Here is a 21,159-nt window from a genome sequence, read left to right on the forward strand (position 1 = left end):
AAGGAAGCTCTGATCGCACAGATCATCGAGGCAATGCGCACTTTCCGAACATAAGCAGGAGGTTTAGGACATGAATTTTCAGATCACAGAATATTGCCATCACATTTTAGAAGAGTATATAGAAGAAGGGGATATCTGCATTGATGCCACCGCCGGAAACGGCGGTGACACGGAGTTTTTGTGCCAGAAAGTCGGAGAGACCGGAAATGTCTATGCTTTTGATGTACAAGAGATGGCGATTGCTCACACCAGAGAACGCCTCGAAAAAGCGAACCTGTCGGCAAGAGCCAAGCTGATCCAGGACGGTCACGAAAAAATGCAGACCTATGTAAAAGAAGAAGCCAAGGTCATTATTTTCAATTTCGGCTACCTCCCCGGCGGCGACCACAAAATCGCAACCCGCGCAGCCACCAGCCTCACCGCCATCGAGTCAGCCCTTAACCTGCTCAAAAAAGGTGGCATCATAAACCTCTGCATCTACAGCGGCGGCGACACCGGCTACGAAGAAAAAGAAGCCATTTTGAATTATCTCAAAACATTAGATTCCAAAAAATGGCTCGTAATCGTAAATTCCTATTTTAACCGTAAAAATGATCCTCCACTTCCTGTATTCATCTATAGACTGAAATAGTTTTTATTTCAGAAAACAGTAGTGGAGCAACTGGATCAACAAAGCCGTTTTGCGTTTTTTATGTCTGTCGAAGAAAATCATACCGGAACAAACGAACAAATAAAGCCGTTTTTGCGGTTTCCTGTTTGGCAAAAAACCTCGTACTGGGGCAACAGTCATAACCAGTAAAGTAGATCTGCCAAGACTGCAAAATAGAACGTTCCAATTCCATTCGAGGCAATGAAGATAAGACTCAAAAATTGTGGAAGCCATTGCTGACACAATTTTCGCTTTCAGAGGCTTATCGGAATGGTTTGCCGAGTGGAATTGGAACGTTCTATTTTGCAGTCTTGGCTCACTAACTTTACAAGTAACACAAAAAAATACAAGAAAACCGCAAAAATCCACTCAAAATGTGGTATACTAACAGACAGTACCGCAAAAAAGCGGAATATGGAAGGATTTTTTATGGCAGAAGCAAAATTTAAAAGACCAGAACTGACAGACCGGGATCTTATTGATTTTTATTTCAAAAAGTACCCAAGCAGAAGCTGCGACCGTACTTTTGCAAATGTATATCTGTGGGCAAGGTTTTACGAAGTAGAATTTGCACAATATAATAACGTTCTCCTGTTCCGGGACAACAGTGCAGGTTACGGCTATGCATTTCCGGCAGGTGAAGATGAAGATGTAAAAGCAGCGATTGAAGATATCATGAAGTGGGAGAAAGAAAAAGGCGTTCCATTCTGTCTGTATGGGGTGACAAAAGAGAATTTCGCCAAGCTTGAAACATGGTTTCCAGGCAAATTCGACATCACCTATCACAGAGATGAGGCGGATTATGTCTATGAAAGTGAGAAACTTGCAACACTTTCCGGCAAAAAGCTGCACGGCAAGCGGAATCACGTCAATAAATTTAAAGCACTTCACGGAGATAACTGGAGTTACGAAACGATTACAGAGGATAATCTGGAAGAGTGTTTTCAGATGGCACTGAAATGGCGGAATCTGAATGGCTGTGAAGATGATGAAGAGAAGAATTCCGAGATGTGTGTAACACTCAATTCACTGCGCCTTTACAAAGAACTGAACCTGATCGGAGGTCTGCTCAGAGTTGGTGATGAGATTGTTGCATTTACGATTGGAGAAGCGGTAAATGATGATACCTTTGTGGTTCATATCGAAAAAGCTTATGCGGATATTGAAGGTGCGTATACCATGATCAACCAGCAGTTCGTAGAGCATGAAGTTGCTGGAAAATACAAATATACCAACCGGGAAGATGATGTTGGAGAAGAAGGATTAAGAAAGGCCAAGCTTTCCTACAAACCGGTATTTATGGTAGAAAAAGGTGTTGTGACATTAAAAGAAGACAGCGAAAAGGAGTGTGCAAAAGATGATATCTAAGAAGATGGAAAATATGGTGGCAAACAGCTCGGCAATCCGCGCCATGTTTGAAGAGGGAAATCGTCTTGCAAAAATTTACGGACCGGAAAATGTATTTGATTTCAGTCTCGGTAATCCAAATGTACCGGCACCGAAAGCCGTAAAGCAGGCGATTCTTGATATTTTGGATGAAGAAGATGAACTGGTGCTTCATGGATATACTAACAGCAATGCGGGATATGAAGATGTTCGCCAGGCTGTAGCTGAATCTCTGAATGAGCGGTTTGGTACTGCATTTGCAGCAAAAAATATTACGATGACAGTTGGCGCAGCAGGCGGACTAAATGTTATTTTAAAAGCACTGTTAAATCCGGGAGATGAAGTGATCACATTTGCACCGTACTTTGGAGAGTACAGAAGTTATGTCAATAATTTTGACGGTGTTCTGGTTGAAATCTCACCGAATACCGTAGATTTTCAGCCAAAGCTGGATGAATTTGAGGCAAAGATCACACCGAAGACAAAAGCAGTGATCGTTAATACACCGAATAATCCGACCGGTGTTGTCTATTCCGAAGAGACGATCAGGAAAATGGCAGAGATCATGGAGAAGAAGCAGAACGAATACGGAACAGAGATTTATCTTATCTCTGATGAGCCATACCGTGAGCTTGCTTATGATGGTGTGGATGTACCGTATCTGACCAGGTATTATGCCAATACGATCGTAGGATATTCTTATAGTAAATCTCTTTCCCTGCCGGGAGAGCGAATCGGATATCTGGTGATTCCGGATGATGTAAAAGATTCAGAGACACTCATTGCAGCAGCAAATGTTGCAAACCGTATTCTTGGATTTGTCAATGCGCCAACCCTGCAGCAGAAGGTAGTTGCAAGATGTCTGCATGAGAAAACCGATATTTCATACTATAACAGAAACAGGGAGACTCTTTACCAGGGACTCATAGAATGTGGATTTGAATGTGTCAAACCGCAGGGTGCATTTTACCTGTTCATGAAGACTCCGATCAAGGATGAAAAGACATTTTGCCAGGAAGCAAAAAAATATAATCTGCTTCTGGTACCGGGAAGTTCTTTTGGATGTGCAGGATATGTCAGAATTGCATATTGTGTAGCTTATGAGACAATCGTAAATGCACTGCCGAAATTCAAAGAGCTTGCAAAAGAATATCAGCTAGGATAAGACAAAAGCAAAAGATGTGACAGAAAGGTGAGAAAGCAAGATGAGAGAATTTGAGAAAAATATCCGAAAAGTAGAACCTTATGTTCCGGGTGAACAGCCACAGAAAAAAGTGATCAAACTGAATACCAATGAGAATCCGTACCCACCTGCACCGGGAGTTCTTGCGGCAATGAAAAAGCTGGAGGGTCATGTGGACAGTTTAAGGCTGTATCCGGATCCGACATCTGATGCACTGGTCAGTGCACTGGCGGACTTTTATCATGTTGGAAAAGATCAGGTTTTTGTGGGAGTGGGATCTGACGATGTTCTCTCTATGTGTTTCCTTACCTTCTTTAACTCGGAAAAACCGGTTTTCTTTCCGGATATTACATATTCCTTCTACAAAGTATGGGCGGATCTTTACCGGATTCCATACGAATGCAAGAAGGTAGATGAAAACTTCCATATCATAAAAGAAGATTATTATCCGGAAAATGGTGGTGTGATCTTCCCGAATCCAAATGCACCGACATCCATTTATGAAGATCTGGAATTTGTGGAAGATATCATCAGACACAACCAGGATGTTATTGTGATTGTGGATGAGGCATATATTGATTTCGCAGGAGAGTCAGCACTTTCGCTTCTGGACAAATATGACAACCTGATCATTACGCAGACATTTTCAAAGGCAAGATCGATGGCTGGAATGCGTATTGGATATGCAATCGCAAGTCCGCTCCTGATCAAGTATTTAAACGATGCAAAATATTCGTTCAATTCTTATACTATGAACAAAACTTCTTTGGTATACGGAGCAGAAGCGGTAAAAGATAAAGAATATTTTGCTGAGACAACACGTAAAATTGTGGAGACAAGAGACTGGGCAGAAGAAGAATTCAAAAAGCTCGGCTTTGTATTCCCAAAACCAAGCGCAAACTTCATCTTTGTATCACATCCGGAATACGATGCAAAAGAACTCTTTGAAGCAATGAAAGCAAAAGGAATCTATGTGCGTTTCTGGGGAAGCGAGCGGATTGAGCAATATCTGCGTGTGACGATCGGTACGAGAGAAGAGATGGAAGCACTCTTTGCCTTCCTCCGTGAATATATGATGTAAGTGTTAAAAACATAAATTGCGTTTGTGCTTACACAAATAAGCAATTTATGCGTATTGACACGTCGAACACCGATTTAATAAGTAAAAAATAGGAGATTTGTATGACTGAAACTTTAGTACAGTGGTTTGTAACTCATCTGGGTGGCAAGGCTGCCAAAGAACTGATTATCTTTATTATTTCAATGATTCCGATTCTGGAGCTCAGGGGAGGAATCCTTGCGGCAGGTCCGGCGTTTTTAAATATCCCGACCTGGCGTGCAATCCCGATCTGTCTGGTGGGAAACCTGATCCCAATTCCGTTTATCCTGCTTCTGATCCGTCCGCTTTTTGCATGGCTGCGCAAGACGCGCCTTTTCCGTCCGCTTGTAGAAAAGCTGGAGAAAAAAGCGATGAGCAAAAGTGATCGGATCAGCAGATATGAATTCTGGGGGCTGGTACTCTTCGTAGGAATCCCGCTTCCGGGAACCGGAGCCTGGACCGGAGCTCTTGTCGCATCCCTCCTTGGCATCGACTGGAAAAAAGCTTTCGGAGCAATCGTAGTCGGCGTATGCATGGCATCGGTGATCATGTATATCCTGTCTTACGTTGTGATCGGAGGAATCTTTGGATAAAAATGTGAAAGTTTTCCTTGAGAAATATAGAATGACTGTATGTGAGAGCATATGGTCATTTTGTGTATACGATGATCCAAGTGCAGATTTGTGCTTGCACAAGGATCTGTATTTGGCGAATGTACATCATCGAGCAGGAGTCAGCCTGCTCGATTTGAATGATAGAGGTTGAGTGAGCGCCAGCCACAAAAGGAATCGTTCGGATTCAAGTTGCGCTAACCATTCCGATGAGCCTCTTAGGACGGGAAGCATGTTCAGCAAAGGCTTCCATGCTTCCTGAGTCTCATCTCCATAGCGCAAAATAGAATCCGAACGATTCCTTTTGTGGCTGGCGCTCTTTGAACTTTATCGAATAAAATGTGGTGATATTGGTAAGATAACAGCAATTCAGAACGAAGCAGGAGAAAACTTTGAGAAGGGATGAGGAGTCTGTTGTTTAATTGAAAACATTTGACTATCGGGCATTTATTGGAAAACATGTATTATTTTCGTTAAACATCGAACCAGAGTTGAAAGGGAGAATAACAATCGGAATGAATAAGTTCCTGTTCATTCGCTTTGCTGCAAGCATTCAAAAATCAGGCTGACGGGAATACACTAGAAGGGCAGAAGGACCAAAAGAAACCGGATTAATTCACTTATTATGCAATGGAGATGAGACTCAAAAATCGTGGAAGCCTTTGCTGAACACGATTTTCGCCTTAAGAGGCTCATCGGAATGGTTTGCATAATGGAATTAGTCCGGTTTCTTTTGGTCCTTCTGCCAGCACAGCGCAAAGTATGGCAGCCGTCCCTTTGTTAATTATAGTAGAAAAGAGAATGAACTTACGAATAAATTCGAACTTTCAACGGAATCCCCATCTCGTCTGCGAGTTTCTGGGACGCATCGATTTCTTCCTGTGAAATGATGCTTACCACACTGAACTGCACAGATGAGAACAGTTTCTTCGCTTTCTCGGCAAATGCAAGCATATCTGGGAACGCATTTTCAAAACAAGGCTGTGTAACTTCCTGGTAACGTTCGGCAGTTGGCGCATTCAGGCTGATCGATACGGCATCGATATATTTTGCCATTTCTTCTGCGATCGGCTTTTTATTGAAGAGTTCGCCAAGTCCGTTGGTATTGACGCGAAGGAGAACTTCCGGATGTTTTTCTTTCATGTATTTTGCAGCAGCAATCAGATTATCGTAGGCACAGGTCGGTTCCCCGTAGCCGCAGAAGACGGCTTCCGGATAATTTGTAAAATCAAAAGCATCAATAGCTGCCTTGATCTCTTCGAAAGAAGGATTGTGGTCGTGCCAAAGTTCTGTTGCCTCTCCGATGGCTTCATGCTCGTTACGGATGCAGAAAATACATTTGCAAGTGCAGCGGTTGGTGATGTTAAAATATGCATTGTTTTTAAATGTGTAAATAATATCTGACATTATAATAAAATCTCCTCTTTGAAAGTCAGGCGGATATTCAAGAACCACCTGTCATTTGCGTATAATTAAATATTTGGCTAAATTCCAAATTTGTTTTTCATTGTACTTTTGAAACCGGCTTTGTCAAGAGTGGAACCAAGAATGATAAAGATCACAGCACTTCCGCCTGACTGGGCAAGGGTTCCTACAATCGAAGGAATCAGTGCACCCCAGGTTCCGAACAGGATTACATCTGTGATATAATATCCAATAAAGGAAATTACAGCGGCAACAATAACGCCGACACAGTTGTGTACATTCACGATCTTGTCCTTTTTACATGTGATCGGAAGGGAGATCAGCATCTTGATGATGAAGGTTGCAGGTGCATATACCGGGGCAGTCAGGATATCTGCCATGGCACCACCGATTGCACCAGCAAACATGGCATATGGTGTTGGGAGGAATGCAGCGGCAAGATAGATCAGAGAATCTCCGATGTGTACATATCCGCCATTTACACCAAATGGAATATGGAAAATATAAGCAGTTGTCACACAGATCAGTGCTGCAAAAAGAGCTGTTGAAGTCAGTCTGGAGACTTTCTGATGAGAAAGTGCATTTGCAGATGGTTCCGGATTGTTAATGGTTGTAGATGACATGATAGTTACCTCCCTGGGTTTTATTTATTTTGTAAATGTCAGTCAAGCAGCATAGAAAGATGGGATTCAAAATTGATTCCATCATTGCGCGGAATCTGGTCGGCAACGGTGTCAATCAGAGATCTTTCGATAAACCGGCATGCTTTTTCCACGCCTGCAGCTGCACTTTTTCCCTGTACCATCGAGGCACATACGACAGCGGAGAGCAGGTCACCGGTGCCAGAATAGCTTCCTCCGTGAATTCCAGAGGAAATGACGCTTATCTGGTCGTTCTCGAGAACCAGATTGTAATATTTTACGGTATCATCAGAAGGAGCCTGATAAAGAATACCGGTGACGATGATCGTCTGGATCTGCGTTTCTTTCGTTTCTTTCAAAGGAGCGGCAATCCGGGCAATCCGGTCCAGATAATCCGGTTCGTCCTTATACTTGGTAAGCCCTGCAAAATCAGAGTGTGTTAAAAGACACAGCTCGGTAAGATTTGGCGTGATCACATCGGCATGGGATACAAGCTTCTGCATCTGCTGTTGGAGTCTGGGAGTGAAAATGTCATATTTGACACCGGAATCTCCCATGACCGGATCGACAAAGAGCAGAGTGGAAGGGGTTCTGAACTTCTCACAGAAATTCAGGATTTTTTCCGCCTGATCTGCGCTGCCGAGATATCCGGTACTGATCGCATCCAGGGTAAGACCACGTTTTTGCCATTCTTCTGTGTAATGATCGATCTTGTCGGTAAAGTCCGTACAGTAATAGCTGTCGTAGCCGGTCTGATTGGTTAAAACTGCCGTTGGCAGAGGACAGGCCTGCACACCCATGACGGAAAGAACCGGTATCGCAGCTGTCAGAGAGCATTTACCAAGACCGGACAGATCATTGATAACAGCGACTCGTTTTATCATTGAAGTATCCTTTCCGAAATACAAAGTGAAAAATTCTTGCATTTCTTATGTGTTTTATATAGAATAAAATAAAAGTGTCATTTGTAAAATATACAAAAAGAAATATTTTTTAGAGGTCAGTTATGAGAGTGGAATTACAGAATGAGGAACACTGCCGGTATCTGAGAGTGTATCATTATTACAGGAATCTGATTCTATCCGGGCAGATGAAGTCAGAGACAAAGCTTCCATCGATCCGTAAAGGTGCAAACGAGCTGCAGATGAGCCGGACGACGATGGAGAATGCGTATATGCTTCTGGCAGCAGAAGGTTATATTGTGTCCAGACCGCAGAGTGGATATTATGTGACGGATATTGCCGAGAAGCAGGAAGAGGGCAGAAAGATTGCAAGCCGGCATGTAAGGAAGCAGGAGAATCCGGTTGTCTATGATTTTGCAACATCAAATGTAGATAAAGAGAGTTTCCGGTTTGAATTATGGCGGAGATATATGAAGAGCGCAATGCGTCAGGATGAGAGACTGCTTTCTTATGGAGAACCGCAGGGGGAACAGGAATTCAGGGAAGTACTGTCTGAATATATTCAGAAGACCAGAAGTGTGATCTGCAGCCCGGATCAGATCATGATCGGTGCCGGTATACAGAGTCTTCTGCATATTCTGTGCCCACTGAATCATAAAAAGAGAACCGTATTTTTCAGGGACAGTGAGTTTGTACAGGGAATGACGGTTTTTGAAGATCATAACTACCGGATTGCAGGAAGTGCGGAAGAAGAGATTGGAATGTATTACGTGTCACCATCACAGATGACAAGATTTGGTGGGGTGATGTCGATCCAGGAAAGACTGGAACTGGTCGGACGCGCCGAGAAAGAGCATTTTCTGATCATTGAAGATGACTATAACAGTGAGTTCAAATATTTTCAGAAACCGGTTCCGTCCCTGCAGGGACTTTCGGGAGGAAGAAATGTCATTTATCTGGGAACATTTTCCAAAATGCTGCTTCCGTCTATCAGGATCAGTTATATGATACTGCCGCCGGAATTGATGGAAACTTACGAAAAAAGAAAAAATAATTACAATCAGACTGCATCCAAGGCCGAGCAGATCGCACTGACACAGTTTATCCGTGACGGACATCTGGCGAGTCAGGTCCGTAAATCCAGGAAGATCCATCTGGCAAAGGCAGAAAAGCTTGCAGAGAGTATCCACAAGGTATTTGGGGATACAGTAAATGTAAAGATCGGGGAAGCCGGTTTTATGGTTCAAATTATATTTTCAAATGGAACAGATGTTAAGAAAGTGGCAAAAGCAGCCCGAAAAGAAGGTCTTACATTCCGGGAAGCCGAAGGACATACGCTGTTACTGACCTGCGCAGGTGTAGAGTCGGACAAATACGAAGAAGCTATGCAGATCCTTGCAAAATGCGTTATAATAGATAATATGAAGTGACCTCACATTTGTAGCAATGTGGATTTACCTGTATACTAGAATTTGATAAGAACAAAGGTAACAAGGATTACCGCATACAAAAGGAGATCACTCATATGAAAAGAATACTAAAAATTGGCATGAATATCCATACCACAAATTACACATTATGCGCAATGGAACCAATAATCGGTGAGGCTGACAATGTATTTGAAACAATCAAGGTAACATCGGATTATAAAAATATCCTGCTGTTTATTGAAAATATGAAAATGAAACTTGGGTTGAATGATGAATACGATATTCAGTGTGGATATGAGGCGGGCTGTCTTGGATATTCACTCTATAACTAGCTAACAGCCGCAGGAGTAAAATGTGTGATACTTGCACCAAAAACCATGCTTACACCGCAAAGTGTAAGAATAAAGACAGATATGCGGGATGCATATATGATCACCCAATGTTTGTCATATGGTGGTTATCATGCTGTTTATATTCCGACAGGAGAAAGAAAGGGGGAAAGGATGGAAGGTTCACATGAACTGGTTCTGCCAAATGAGGATCTTTCTTTTCGAATGTTTTTGTTTGAAGGGAAAGATGGAAATTATGTCAGGGAAAAGCACTGGCACCGGTCAATCGAGATGTTTGTTGTGCTGGAAGGCAAACTGGATTTTTATATCAATGAAGAAGACATCCATCTGGATAAGAAAACCTTTGTGATCGTTAATTCCAATGAACTGCATTCGATTTCGGCGTCACTTCCGAATAAGACCATTGTACTTCAGATGTCGCTTCAGACATTTGAACGGTATTATACGGATGAGCAGTTTATCTGTTTTACCCACAGGGAAAGAGTACAGGATGAGCAGCTAGTAGAATTGGTGGAGAAGATGTATGCGACATATCAGGAAAAAGAGATAGGATATGAGCTGCAAGTACAGAGTTATTTTTACAGATTGCTATATCTGATGGTGACGAAGTATCGGAAGATGAATGTCAGTGAAGAAATTGTGCGTGAACATAGGAACAGGAACCGGCTTTCTTCTATTACCGGTTACATAAAAGAAAATTTCAAAGAAGATCTTTCACTTGAAGGAGTGGCGCAGAGTTTCGGTTATTCACCCACGTATTTGTCTCGGATGTTTCGGAAATATGCGAAGATCAATTATAAAGAATATGTACAGGGCATTCGTCTGGAATATGCATACCGGGAGCTTACCGGAAGTGATGCATTGGTAGAAGAGATCGCAGAGCATAATGGATTTGCAGATGGAAGGGCATTTGCAAAAGCATTTCAGAAAAAATACGGAGTAAGACCCAGTGAGTTTCGTCGGAGACAGAAATCAGAGGATCAGAAAATGAGTTAGAAAAAGTTGACAAAGACAAGAAAGTGCAGTTAACAGGCTAAGTATTCGGTAGCAGGTACTGAACACGCCTGTTAAAATAAAAAGAAAGAAGGAAGAAACACAATGAAAATCAAAAATGTAACAGATCCAGAATTCAGACGTTATGGACGTATCGTTGATGGCTATGATTTTACAGAAATGATCAAGGTAATGGAGCAGACACCACTTCCGGAGGAGGTTATTTATGTGCCATCGGATAACAAACTGGAGAAGACAGAACCTGTAATTGATCTGAAGATGAGAATTTTTGGAGAACTTCCAATACAGATCGGATATTGTAATGGTCATAACAGCAAGCTGAATGCGTTGGAATATCACAGAAGTTCAGAAGTGAATGTTGCAGTTACAGATATCATTTTACTTCTTGGATCAGAGCAGGATATTGCATCTGATTTTACCTATGAGACATCAAAGGTAGAGGCTTTTCTTGTTCCGGCAGGAACAGGAATTGAAATTTATGGAACAACCCTTCACTATGCACCATGTGGAGTGGATGGAAATGGATTCAAAGCAATCGTTGTTCTTCCACAGGGAACAAACACAGATCTGATGACCTGTCATACAAAATCTTATGATGACAAGCTTCTGACAGCAAAAAACAAATGGCTTATTGCTCACGAAGAAGCAGGTATTGAAGGTGCGGTATGTGGTCTTAAAGGAGAGAACATCGATCTTGCAAAATAAGCGGACGAAAGTCCTTGTTTAGGAGGAAAAGATCATGAATAACATGCCAGAAGTTAAAATCGGAGTTGTTGCAGTAAGCCGTGACTGCTTCCCGGAAAGCCTTTCTGTATCAAGAAGAGAAGCACTTATGAAAGCTTACAAAGAAAAATACGGAGAAGAACATATTTACGAATGTCCGATCTGTATCGTAGAAAGTGAGATCCATATGGTACAGGCTCTGGAAGATATCAAGAAAGCCGGATGTAATGCACTGGTTGTATATCTTGGAAACTTCGGACCGGAAATCTCAGAGACTCTGCTTGCAAAACACTTTGATGGACCAAAGATGTTCGTTGCAGCAGCAGAAGAAAGCGGCAATAACCTGATCCAGGGACGTGGAGATGCATATTGCGGTATGTTAAATGCAAGCTACAACTTAAAGCTTCGTAATATTAAAGCATATATTCCGGAATATCCGGTTGGAACAGCAGAAGAATGCGCAGATATGATCCATGAATTTGAACCGATCGCAAGAGCAGTCATCGGACTTAACAATTTGAAGATTATCAGCTTTGGACCAAGACCGCTGAATTTCCTTGCATGTAATGCACCGATCAAACAACTTTACAATATCGGCGTAGAGATTGAAGAAAACTCAGAACTTGACCTGTTTGAAGCATTTAACAAACATGCCGGAGATGAAAGAATTCCGGCAATTGTAAAAGAGATGGAAGAAGAACTTGGAGCCGGTAACAAGAAACCGGAAATCCTTTCAAAACTTGCTCAGTATGAACTGACACTTAAAGACTGGGTAGAAGAACACAGAGGATACCGCAAATATGTTGCAATCGCCGGAAAATGCTGGCCTGCATTCCAGACACAGTTCGGATTTGTACCATGCTATGTCAACAGCCGTCTGACAGCACAGGGAATTCCGGTATCCTGCGAAGTAGATATCTATGGAGCACTCAGCGAATTCATTGGAACAGTTGTAAGTGAAGACACTGTAACACTCCTTGATATTAACAACTCTGTACCGGCTGACCTTTATGAAGAAGACATTAAGGGCAAATTCGATTACACACTGAAAGATACATTCATGGGATTCCACTGTGGAAATACTGCATCATCCAAACTTTCATTCTGCGAAATGAAATACCAGATGATTATGGCAAGATCTCTTCCGATCGAAGTAACACAGGGAACACTTGAAGGAGATATCAAACCTGGAGATATCACGTTCTTCCGTCTGCAGAGCACATCAGACAATGTACTGAGAGCTTACATTGCACACGGTGAAGTCCTTCCGGTAGCAACACGTTCCTTCGGAGCAATCGGAATCTTCGCAATTCCGGAAATGGGCAGATTCTATCGTCATGTACTGATTGAAAAGAACTTCCCGCATCACGGAGCCGTAGCATTCGGACATTACGGAAAAGCACTTTACGAAGTATTCAAATACATCGGAGTACCGGTAGACGAAATCGGCTACAACCAGCCAAAAGGTGTACGTTACCCAACAGAAAATCCTTGGGGCTAATTAAAACTATACACAATCATATAAGGGGCGGATGAATGAACCCGCCCCTTTATAGTACAAAGAAACACGAATTAAAAAACAGGATTTATGTTTCAAGCAGGCGGTTCAATGTCTTGAGGACCAGATTATAGAAAATAAATATGGCAGATTCCATTTGAGGCAATGAAGATGAGACTCAGAAATTGTGGAAGCCATTGCTGACACAATTTCCGCCCTAAGAGGCTCATCGGAATGCTTTGCCGATTGGAAGATGCAATATTTATTTTCTATAATCTGGTCACAATCCCTCGAATCCGTCAGGTTGATATAAAAACCCTAACAAGGAGGAACATTATGCTCTATATAGGCGTAGACCTTGGAACATCCGCAGTAAAACTTCTGTTAATGGATGAAAAAGGCGACATCAAAAAAATTGTTTCAAAAGAATACCCATTATACTTCCCACATCCGGGCTGGTCAGAACAGCATCCGGAAGACTGGTTTACCCAGTCCGTAGAAGGCATCAAAGAACTGACTTCTGAGTGTGATAAGAGCCAGGTTGCAGGAATCAGCTTTGGTGGACAGATGCACGGACTGGTCATTCTGGATAAAGACGACCAGGTCATCCGCCCGGCAATTCTCTGGAACGATGGACGTACCACAGAAGAGACGGATTATCTGAATAACGAGATCGGAAAAGAAACGCTTTCTAAATACACAGCAAACATTGCATTTACTGGATTTACCGCACCGAAGATCCTGTGGGTAAAGAAAAATGAGCCGGAGAATTTTGCAAAGATCACAAAGATCATGCTTCCAAAAGATTATCTGGCATACTGCCTGTCAGGAAGCTTCTGCTCTGATTATTCGGATGCATCCGGCATGCTTCTGATGGATGTAGAACACAAATGCTGGTCCAAAGAAATGATGGACATCTGCGGCGTAACAGAAGAACAGCTTCCGAAGCTTTATGAAAGTTACGAAGTCGTAGGAAGTCTGAAGCCGGAAGTAGCAGCAGAACTCGGACTTTTTGAAAATGTAAAAATTATTGCAGGAGCAGGCGATAATGCAGCTGCAGCTGTCGGAACAGGAACAGTTGGTGACGGAAGATGTAACATTTCCCTTGGAACATCTGGAACCATCTTTATTTCCAGTGCAAACTTCGGCGTAGATAAGAACAATGCTCTGCATTCTTTTGCACATGCAGACGGTCATTATCATCTGATGGGATGCATGTTAAGTGCTGCATCCTGCAATAAATGGTGGGCAGAAGAGATTCTTCACACGGATGATTTTGCAGCAGAGCAGAAAGATATTACAAAGCTAGGTGAGAACCATGTGTTCTATCTTCCATATCTGATGGGAGAGCGTTCACCGCACAATGATCCATATGCAAGAGCTACCTTTACCGGTATGACGATGGATACCACAAGAGCAGATATGATGCAGGCAGTACTGGAAGGAGTTGTATTTGCACTCCGTGATTCCCTTGAAATTGCAAAAAGCCTTGGGATCAAGATTGAACGTACCAAGATCTGCGGTGGTGGAGCAAAGAGTCCTCTTTGGAGAAAGATGATCGCCAATATCATGAACCTGAAAGTGGATATCATCGAGAGCGAAGAAGGACCGGCACTTGGAGGTGCAATCCTTGCAGCAGTCGGATGCGGCGAATACGAAAGCGTAGAAGAAGCAGCTGACAAGCTGGTTAAGATTGTAGATACCGTAGAACCGGAAGCAGAACTGGTTGAAAAATACGAAAAGAGATACCAGGAGTTCCGTCAGATTTATCCGGCGCTCAAACCGGTATTTCCGCATATTCAGTAATTGAATATAAGATTTTTATGGCGTCAGTCACATTGAATCTTCTTCTTTGCAGTCCCCGTTGACAGTGAAAGTTAAAACCCGTATAATGAATTATAAGATTGACATGATGTGGAGGGCTTGATTCTATGATTATTGCAAAGAATGATGAAGATAAAAGAAGCCGTGTGTGGAACTATGTGACAGGAATTACGACCGTTCTGATCATTATCGTGGCTGGATATTTCATTTACCAGGGATTTTTCGGAAATCCGCTGGAAGGAAAGTGGAAGCATGATGAGAGTGATATGATACTGGAAGTAGATGACCATAATGAAGCAGAGCTTGACTGGAAGAACCTGATCGATGGTAAGGAGGTGGAGGTGGAGCTTGGATATACACTGGATATCAAGGCAAAGCAGATTACATTTACTGTAAAGCAGGAAGAGCTGGATGAGACAGCGAAAGAACTTGGTGATAATGTAACTGCAACGGAAGTAGAGCAGGCGATCAATTCTGTACTTACTACATTCAATTACAGTGTGGACGGAACCAAGCTTACACTTACCGAGTGGGATTATGGAGACCAGATGATTTTTGAAAAAGCAGGCAAATAAAGAGAACCCTCTCTCTGTGGGCATGAAAGTCCGCGGACAGAGGGTTTTGTGTGAGAACAGGAGGTTAAAATCAGATGACAAGGAAGGATACAAAAGTAATAAATATCGGAGGAAGAAAGATCGGAGGAGGCAATCCGGTAGCGATCCAGTCGATGACCAATACAAAGACAGAGGATGTGGAAGCTACGGTTGCGCAGATTCTTGCGCTTGAAAAGGCAGGCTGTGAGATCATCCGCTGCGCTGTTCCAACCATGGAAGCGGCACAGGCTTTAAAAGAGATTAAAAAGCAGATTCATATCCCACTGGTTGCAGATATACATTTTGATTATCGTCTTGCGATTGCTGCAATTGAAAACGGTGCAGATAAAATCCGTATCAATCCGGGGAATATCGGAAGTGAGGACAGAGTCCGTGCGGTTGTGGAGAAAGCAAAAGAATACGAGATTCCGATCCGTGTCGGGGTGAACAGTGGTTCGCTGGAGAAGAACCTTCTGGAAAAATATGGTGGCGTGACTGCAGAGGGAATCGTGGAAAGTGCACTTGACAAGGTACACATGATTGAGAACATGGGCTATGACAATCTGGTGGTCAGTATTAAGTCTTCAGATGTCATGATGTGTGTAAAAGCGCATGAGCTGATCGCAAAGAAATGCCCGTATCCGTTGCATGTGGGAATCACTGAGTCCGGGACGCTGCTTTCAGGCAATATTAAATCTTCAGTAGGACTTGGAATCATCCTTTATCAGGGAATCGGAGATACGATTCGTGTATCGCTGACAGGGGATCCATTAGAAGAGATCAAGAGCGCAAAACTGATCCTGAAAGCACTGGGACTTAGAAAAGGTGGAATTGAAGTCGTATCCTGCCCGACCTGTGGACGTACCAAGATCGATCTGATCGGACTTGCCAATAAAGTAGAGACGATGGTTGCTGAATATCCACTTGATATCAAGGTTGCAGTGATGGGATGCGTGGTAAATGGTCCTGGAGAAGCAAGAGAGGCTGATCTTGGAATCGCAGGGGGAATTGGGGAAGGACTTCTGATCAAAAAAGGAGAGATCATCCGTAAGGTAAAAGAGGATGAGCTTTTAGATGCACTTCGTAATGAACTGGAACATTGGGGCGAATAGAAGATGACAAAGCTATTTTTTGATGTGTTTCCAACATTGAATATCGATAACGACAGCCATATGTTGTTTGAAAAGGTGGAGGTGACGAAAATCACCTCCACTTCAGCCAGAAATCATATCAAGGTTTATATTTACAGTACCCATCTGATCCCGAAGAAAACGGTATGTTATGTGGAGAACCAGATTGAGGAACAGCTGTTTTCGCAGGGAAATATTCCGGTGACGATTATCGAGGAATACCGGCTTTCCGAGCAGTATACGCCGGAGAACCTGATGCATGCCTACAAGGAGAGTATTCTTTTTGAGCTGGAGCAGAAAAGTGTGCTGGAGAAAAATATGTTCCAGAAGGCAAAGTGCCGCTTCGAAGGGGAGCGTACTATGTGTCTGACTATGGCGGACACGATTGTTGCAGAGGGAAAGACCAGCGAGATCACCAGCTATCTGAAGGACGTCTTTGAGAACCGTTTCCACGTGCCGGTGGATGTAGAAATTGATTATGAAGAAGTAGGAGAGAGCAAATACAAGAAATTCAATGAAATGCAGCTTCAACAGGAAGTAGATGCGATCAGGGAAAGGAATCAGAAGCTGCAGGCACAGCATGCCACGGAAGAGGCGGCAAAAGCAAAAGAAACGGAAGGCGTATCAAAGAAGAAAGCGGAAAAAGCAGAAGATGCCGCTAAAGAAGCAGATGCATCAAGTACGCAGAATAAACAGGAACAGAAGAAACCGGAGACTCCGAAAAAACAGGAATTTGCAGGAAAGTCCAGTGGGTTCAAAAGTGGCAAGGGAAGCTTTGTGCGTCGGGATTATCCGCTCAAGCGCTCCGATGACCCGAACGTAATCTATGGACGGGACTTTGACGATATGCCGATCGAGCTGAAGACAGTTACCGGAGAGATGGGTGAGATTACTTTCCGGGGACAGGTGATCAGCTTTGATACCCGTGAGATCCGGAACGAAAAGACAATCGTCATGTTTGCCGTGACCGACTTTACCGACACGATCATGGTCAAGATGTTTACCCGCAATGACCAGCTCCCGGATCTGCTTGCGGAGATTAAAAAAGGTGTATTTCTGAAAATCAAAGGAGTTACGACGATTGATAAATTTGATGGAGAGCTGACCATTGGTTCTGTAACCGGAATCCGCAAAACTTCGGATTTCCGTGTAACAAGAAAAGACAAGTATCCGGAAAAACGCGTGGAGCTTCACTGCCATACCAAGATGAGCGATATGGATGGTGTTTCCGAGGCAAAAGATCTGGTAAAGCGAGCACATGACTGGGGGCACCCGGCAATTGCGATCACCGATCATGGTGTGGTGCAGGGGTTTACCGATGCCAATCATGTGATCGAGGATCTGGATAAGGATGATCCATTTAAAGTTATTTATGGAGTGGAAGGATATCTGGTAGATGATCTGACTAAGATCGCAGAGAACGAAAAGGGACAGGACCTGGAAGGCACTTACGTGGTATTCGATATCGAGACAACCGGTTTTTCCGCTGTGACTGACCGGATCATCGAGATTGGCGCGGTAAAAGTGGAAGACGGGAAGATCACAGATAAGTTCAGTACCTTTGTCAATCCGAAACGTCCGATCCCGTTCCGTATCACGGAACTTACCGGCATCACCGATGAGATGGTCATCGGTTCGCTGGATATTGAGACAATCTTGCCGCAGTTTATAGAATTTATTGGCGATGCGGTTCTGGTGGCGCATAATGCTTCTTTTGATGTGGGATTTATCGAGCAGAACTGCAAAAGGCAGAAGATAGAGGCTGATTTTACTTATGTAGATACCGTTGCACTTGCCCGTGTCCTTCTTCCGGCACTGAACCGTTTCAAGCTGGATACCGTTGCAAAAGCTTTAAATATTTCCCTGGAGAATCATCACCGCGCAGTTGATGATGCAGGCTGCACGGCAGAAATCTTTGTGAAATTTGTGCAGATGCTCAAAGAACGGGAACTGACAACGCTTGCAAAAGTTAATGAATTTGGGGATCTGAACCCGGATTCTATTAAAAAGCTTCCGACTTATCATGTCATTATTCTTGCAAGAAATGACATTGGTCGTGTGAATTTGTATCAGCTTGTTTCTGCATCCCATCTGGTTTACTATAACCGCAGACCCCGTATCCCGAAAAGTGTGCTAAATGAGCACCGGGAAGGTCTGATCGTGGGAAGTGCCTGCGAAGCCGGAGAGCTTTACCGTGCACTTCTGGATGGAAAGCCGGATGAGACGATCGCGAAGATCGTGGATTTTTATGACTATCTGGAAATCCAGCCGCTTGGAAACAATGCATTCATGGTAGAGAGTGACAAAGTAACTTCGGTCAATTCTATGGAAGATATCATGGATCTGAACCGGAAGATCGTGCATCTTGGGGAGCAGTTCCACAAACCGGTCGTGGGAACCTGTGACGTACATTTCATGGATCCGGAAGATGAGGTATACCGCCGGATCATCATGGCAGGAAAAGGATTTGGAGATGCCGATAAGCAGGCACCACTATACCTTCGTACAACGGAGGAAATGCTGGATGAATTTGCCTACCTTGGTTCGGAAAAAGCGTATGAAGTTGTGATCAGGAACACCAATCTGATCGCGGATATGATCGAGAAGATTTCTCCGGTCCGCCCGGATAAGTGTCCTCCGGTTATTGAGAATTCCGACCAGATGCTGCGAGATATCTGTTATAATAAAGCCCATTCTATGTACGGGGATCCCCTTCCGGAGATTGTACATGAACGACTGGAAAGAGAACTGAATTCCATCATTTCCAATGGATTTGCGGTTATGTATATCATTGCGCAGAAGCTGGTATGGAAATCCAACGAGGATGGTTACCTGGTAGGATCCCGTGGTTCGGTAGGATCTTCATTCGTTGCAACTATGGCAGGAATCACGGAGGTCAATCCTCTGGTTCCACATTACTATTGCAGCAATTGTCACTATAGTGATTTTGATTCGGAAGAAGTGAAAAAATATGTGGGTGGCTGTGGACACGATATGCCGGATAAGAACTGTCCGGTCTGTGGACAGAAGCTGGTCAAAGACGGATTTGATATTCCATTTGAGACTTTCCTTGGATTCAAGGGAAACAAAGAGCCGGATATCGACCTGAACTTCTCCGGAGATTACCAGAGTAAAGCGCATAAGTATACGGAGGTTATTTTCGGAAAAGGTCAGACCTTCCGTGCCGGAACCATTGCCGCACTTGCAGAAAAGACGGCTTATGGATATGTGAAGAACTATTATGAGGAGCGTGGTGACCGTAAGCGAAACTGCGAGATCGATCGTATCGTAGCTGGCTGTACCGGAATCCGCCGAAGTACCGGACAGCATCCGGGGGGAATCGTAGTTCTTCCGCATGGAGAGGACATTAACTCTTTCACTCCAATCCAGCATCCGGCAAATGATATGACGACCGATATTATCACCACTCATTTTGATTATCATTCCATCGACCACAACCTTTTGAAACTGGATATTCTCGGACACGATGATCCGACCATGATCAAAACGCTGGAAGAGCTGATCAATTCCGATGCGATGGACAATAAATACGATGGAGTGAATAATGTATTTAAAGCGACTGATATTCCATTGGATGATCCAGGTGTAATGGGACTTTTTGCAGGAACAGAGGTGCTCGGTATCACACCGGAGGACATTGACGGATGTCCGCTTGGTTGTCTGGGAGTTCCGGAGTTTGGTACAGATTTTGTTATCCAGATGGTAATTGATACCAAGCCAAAGACACTTTCGGACTTGATCCGTATTTCAGGTCTGTCTCATGGAACAGATGTGTGGCTGAACAATGCACAGACCCTGATTGAAGAAGGAAAGGCAACCATTTCCACGGCAATCTGTACCCGTGATGATATCATGACTTATCTGATCAACAAAGGTGTTGAAAGTGAAGAATCCTTCACAATCATGGAACGTGTGCGTAAAGGAACCGTTGCAAAAGGAAAATGTAAAGAGTGGTCACAGTTTAAAAAAGATATGCTGGAGCATGACGTGCCGGAATGGTATATCTGGTCCTGTGAGCGGATCAAATACATGTTCCCGAAAGCCCATGCTGCAGCTTATGTCATGATGGCATACCGGATTGCCTACTGCAAGATCAATTATCCGCTTGCCTATTATGCGGCATACTTCGGAATCCGTGCATCTGCATTCTCTTACGAACTGATGGGACAGGGAAAAGAAAAACTTCTCTACCATATGAAAGAATATAAAAGAAGAGCAGAACTCAATCAGCTCAGTAAAAAAGATCAGGATACCTTAAAAGATATGAAAAATGTACTGGAAATGTATGCCAGAGGATTTGATTTTTTACCGATCGATATCTACAAATCCAAAGCATCCAAGTTCCAGATCGTCGGCGACAAGCTCCTTCCACCGTTCAACACCATTGACGGCATGGGCGATAAAGCCGCCGAGGCCATGGAAATTGCCGCTAAAGACGGACCATACCTCTCTAAAGACGATTTCCGTCAGAGAACAAAAGTCAGCAAGACATTGGTTGACTTGATGGCAGATATGGGTTTGCTGGGCGACCTCCCGGAGACCAATCAGTTATCCCTGTTTGATTTTGCCTAAATAAAAAGTCAAAGTACTTAAAGATAAGTTATCATTCGATATAACTTAAAAAAGTGCTTTGGCTTTTTTGCATATAAGAGAAAAGTATAAATTTGCATTTGGTTAGGT

General features: G+C 43.3%; 17 protein-coding genes. 14 read left to right on the forward strand and 3 right to left on the reverse strand.

Features of this window, described 5'->3' with window-relative positions:
* Window positions 1–70: 70 nt before the first annotated feature.
* The 5 genes from AB5213_RS01885 to AB5213_RS01905 all read left to right on the forward strand — a co-directional run bounded on the left by AB5213_RS01885 (window position 71) and on the right by AB5213_RS01905 (window position 4,910).
* Complete coding sequence (locus tag AB5213_RS01885) at window positions 71–631, forward strand: class I SAM-dependent methyltransferase (protein ID WP_173699207.1); 561 nt, start codon at window positions 71–73, stop codon at window positions 629–631.
* A gap of 447 nt (window positions 632–1,078) precedes the next feature.
* Window positions 1,079–2,017 (forward strand): DUF2156 domain-containing protein, encoded by a 939-nt coding sequence (locus AB5213_RS01890; RefSeq protein WP_215633568.1) that lies wholly within the window; start codon window positions 1,079–1,081, stop codon window positions 2,015–2,017.
* Window positions 2,007–3,200 carry a pyridoxal phosphate-dependent aminotransferase gene (locus AB5213_RS01895; protein ID WP_008369542.1) on the forward strand — a complete coding sequence of 398 codons (1,194 nt, stop codon included), beginning with the start codon at window positions 2,007–2,009 and terminating at the stop codon, window positions 3,198–3,200. The genes AB5213_RS01890 and AB5213_RS01895 overlap by 11 nt, the downstream gene beginning before the upstream one ends.
* Window positions 3,201–3,240: 40 nt before the next feature.
* Window positions 3,241–4,299, forward strand: a complete 1,059-nt coding sequence (gene hisC / locus AB5213_RS01900) for a histidinol-phosphate transaminase (RefSeq protein WP_173699211.1) — start codon at window positions 3,241–3,243, stop codon at window positions 4,297–4,299.
* 101 nt (window positions 4,300–4,400) lie between these two features.
* Window positions 4,401–4,910 carry a small multi-drug export protein gene (locus AB5213_RS01905; RefSeq protein ID WP_215633569.1) on the forward strand — a complete coding sequence of 170 codons (510 nt, stop codon included), beginning with the start codon at window positions 4,401–4,403 and terminating at the stop codon, window positions 4,908–4,910.
* An 825-nt stretch (window positions 4,911–5,735) separates the two neighbouring features.
* On the opposite strand, the gene AB5213_RS01910 is transcribed toward AB5213_RS01905, so the two are convergent.
* From AB5213_RS01910 to AB5213_RS01920, 3 genes are all read right to left on the reverse strand, one after another.
* A complete protein-coding gene (locus AB5213_RS01910) occupies window positions 5,736–6,335 on the reverse strand; it encodes a TIGR04100 family radical SAM protein (RefSeq protein ID WP_055247848.1) in 600 nt (199 codons plus the stop codon).
* Window positions 6,336–6,412: 77 nt separating this feature from the next.
* Window positions 6,413–6,976, reverse strand: a complete 564-nt coding sequence (locus tag AB5213_RS01915) for a TIGR04002 family protein (RefSeq protein WP_055297516.1) — start codon at window positions 6,974–6,976, stop codon at window positions 6,413–6,415.
* A 38-nt stretch (window positions 6,977–7,014) separates the two neighbouring features.
* Window positions 7,015–7,920: a pyridoxamine kinase gene (locus AB5213_RS01920; protein WP_368276262.1), complete on the reverse strand. Its 906-nt coding sequence runs from the start codon at window positions 7,918–7,920 to the stop codon at window positions 7,015–7,017.
* Window positions 7,921–8,000: 80 nt separating this feature from the next.
* On the opposite strand from AB5213_RS01920, the gene AB5213_RS01925 reads away from it, so the two are divergent.
* The 9 genes from AB5213_RS01925 to AB5213_RS01965 all read left to right on the forward strand — a co-directional run bounded on the left by AB5213_RS01925 (window position 8,001) and on the right by AB5213_RS01965 (window position 21,051).
* Window positions 8,001–9,326, forward strand: coding sequence for a PLP-dependent aminotransferase family protein (locus AB5213_RS01925; protein ID WP_215633570.1), 1,326 nt, complete (start codon window positions 8,001–8,003; stop codon window positions 9,324–9,326).
* Window positions 9,327–9,421: 95 nt separating this feature from the next.
* Entirely contained in the window at window positions 9,422–9,658 is a 237-nt protein-coding gene (locus AB5213_RS01930) for a hypothetical protein (RefSeq protein ID WP_215633571.1), read from the forward strand.
* A gap of 171 nt (window positions 9,659–9,829) precedes the next feature.
* The gene (locus AB5213_RS01935) at window positions 9,830–10,672 is read left to right on the forward strand and encodes an AraC family transcriptional regulator (protein WP_173685124.1); all 843 of its coding nucleotides are present in this window, start codon (window positions 9,830–9,832) and stop codon (window positions 10,670–10,672) included.
* Between the two features lie 102 nt (window positions 10,673–10,774).
* The gene (locus AB5213_RS01940; protein ID WP_195502987.1) at window positions 10,775–11,395 is read left to right on the forward strand and encodes a DUF4867 family protein; all 621 of its coding nucleotides are present in this window, start codon (window positions 10,775–10,777) and stop codon (window positions 11,393–11,395) included.
* Window positions 11,396–11,429: 34 nt separating this feature from the next.
* Window positions 11,430–12,914, forward strand: a complete 1,485-nt coding sequence (locus AB5213_RS01945; protein ID WP_008369528.1) for an L-fucose/L-arabinose isomerase family protein — start codon at window positions 11,430–11,432, stop codon at window positions 12,912–12,914.
* A 333-nt stretch (window positions 12,915–13,247) separates the two neighbouring features.
* On the forward strand, window positions 13,248–14,717 hold the full coding sequence (xylB, locus tag AB5213_RS01950) for a xylulokinase (protein WP_368276263.1): 1,470 nt from the start codon (window positions 13,248–13,250) through the stop codon (window positions 14,715–14,717).
* A 125-nt stretch (window positions 14,718–14,842) separates the two neighbouring features.
* Complete coding sequence (locus AB5213_RS01955; RefSeq protein ID WP_055247864.1) at window positions 14,843–15,310, forward strand: hypothetical protein; 468 nt, start codon at window positions 14,843–14,845, stop codon at window positions 15,308–15,310.
* Window positions 15,311–15,384: 74 nt separating this feature from the next.
* Window positions 15,385–16,440, forward strand: a complete 1,056-nt coding sequence (ispG, locus tag AB5213_RS01960) for a flavodoxin-dependent (E)-4-hydroxy-3-methylbut-2-enyl-diphosphate synthase (RefSeq protein ID WP_055156875.1) — start codon at window positions 15,385–15,387, stop codon at window positions 16,438–16,440.
* A 3-nt stretch (window positions 16,441–16,443) separates the two neighbouring features.
* A complete protein-coding gene (locus tag AB5213_RS01965; RefSeq protein WP_055156877.1) occupies window positions 16,444–21,051 on the forward strand; it encodes a PolC-type DNA polymerase III in 4,608 nt (1,535 codons plus the stop codon).
* Window positions 21,052–21,159: the final 108 nt, after the last annotated feature.

This window comes from Coprococcus sp. RTP21204st1_G4_RTP21204_210225 (genome assembly GCF_040915385.1).
GTDB classification, from domain to species: domain Bacteria; phylum Bacillota; class Clostridia; order Lachnospirales; family Lachnospiraceae; genus Allocoprococcus; species Allocoprococcus comes.

Bases quoted from the DNA above. Each gene is read 5' to 3' on its own strand.
- AB5213_RS01885 (WP_173699207.1), top strand. From the start codon at position 71: ATGAATTTTCAGATCACAGAATATTGCCATCACATTTTAGAAGAGTAT.
- AB5213_RS01890 (WP_215633568.1), top strand. From the start codon at position 1,079: ATGGCAGAAGCAAAATTTAAAAGACCAGAACTGACAGACCGGGATCTT.
- AB5213_RS01895 (WP_008369542.1), top strand. From the start codon at position 2,007: ATGATATCTAAGAAGATGGAAAATATGGTGGCAAACAGCTCGGCAATC.
- hisC (WP_173699211.1), top strand. From the start codon at position 3,241: ATGAGAGAATTTGAGAAAAATATCCGAAAAGTAGAACCTTATGTTCCG.
- AB5213_RS01905 (WP_215633569.1), top strand. From the start codon at position 4,401: ATGACTGAAACTTTAGTACAGTGGTTTGTAACTCATCTGGGTGGCAAG.
- AB5213_RS01910 (WP_055247848.1), bottom strand. From the start codon at position 6,335: ATGTCAGATATTATTTACACATTTAAAAACAATGCATATTTTAACATC.
- AB5213_RS01915 (WP_055297516.1), bottom strand. From the start codon at position 6,976: ATGTCATCTACAACCATTAACAATCCGGAACCATCTGCAAATGCACTT.
- AB5213_RS01920 (WP_368276262.1), bottom strand. From the start codon at position 7,920: ATGCAAGAATTTTTCACTTTGTATTTCGGAAAGGATACTTCAATGATA.
- AB5213_RS01925 (WP_215633570.1), top strand. From the start codon at position 8,001: ATGAGAGTGGAATTACAGAATGAGGAACACTGCCGGTATCTGAGAGTG.
- AB5213_RS01930 (WP_215633571.1), top strand. From the start codon at position 9,422: ATGAAAAGAATACTAAAAATTGGCATGAATATCCATACCACAAATTAC.
- AB5213_RS01935 (WP_173685124.1), top strand. From the start codon at position 9,830: ATGGAAGGTTCACATGAACTGGTTCTGCCAAATGAGGATCTTTCTTTT.
- AB5213_RS01940 (WP_195502987.1), top strand. From the start codon at position 10,775: ATGAAAATCAAAAATGTAACAGATCCAGAATTCAGACGTTATGGACGT.
- AB5213_RS01945 (WP_008369528.1), top strand. From the start codon at position 11,430: ATGAATAACATGCCAGAAGTTAAAATCGGAGTTGTTGCAGTAAGCCGT.
- xylB (WP_368276263.1), top strand. From the start codon at position 13,248: ATGCTCTATATAGGCGTAGACCTTGGAACATCCGCAGTAAAACTTCTG.
- AB5213_RS01955 (WP_055247864.1), top strand. From the start codon at position 14,843: ATGATTATTGCAAAGAATGATGAAGATAAAAGAAGCCGTGTGTGGAAC.
- ispG (WP_055156875.1), top strand. From the start codon at position 15,385: ATGACAAGGAAGGATACAAAAGTAATAAATATCGGAGGAAGAAAGATC.
- AB5213_RS01965 (WP_055156877.1), top strand. From the start codon at position 16,444: ATGACAAAGCTATTTTTTGATGTGTTTCCAACATTGAATATCGATAAC.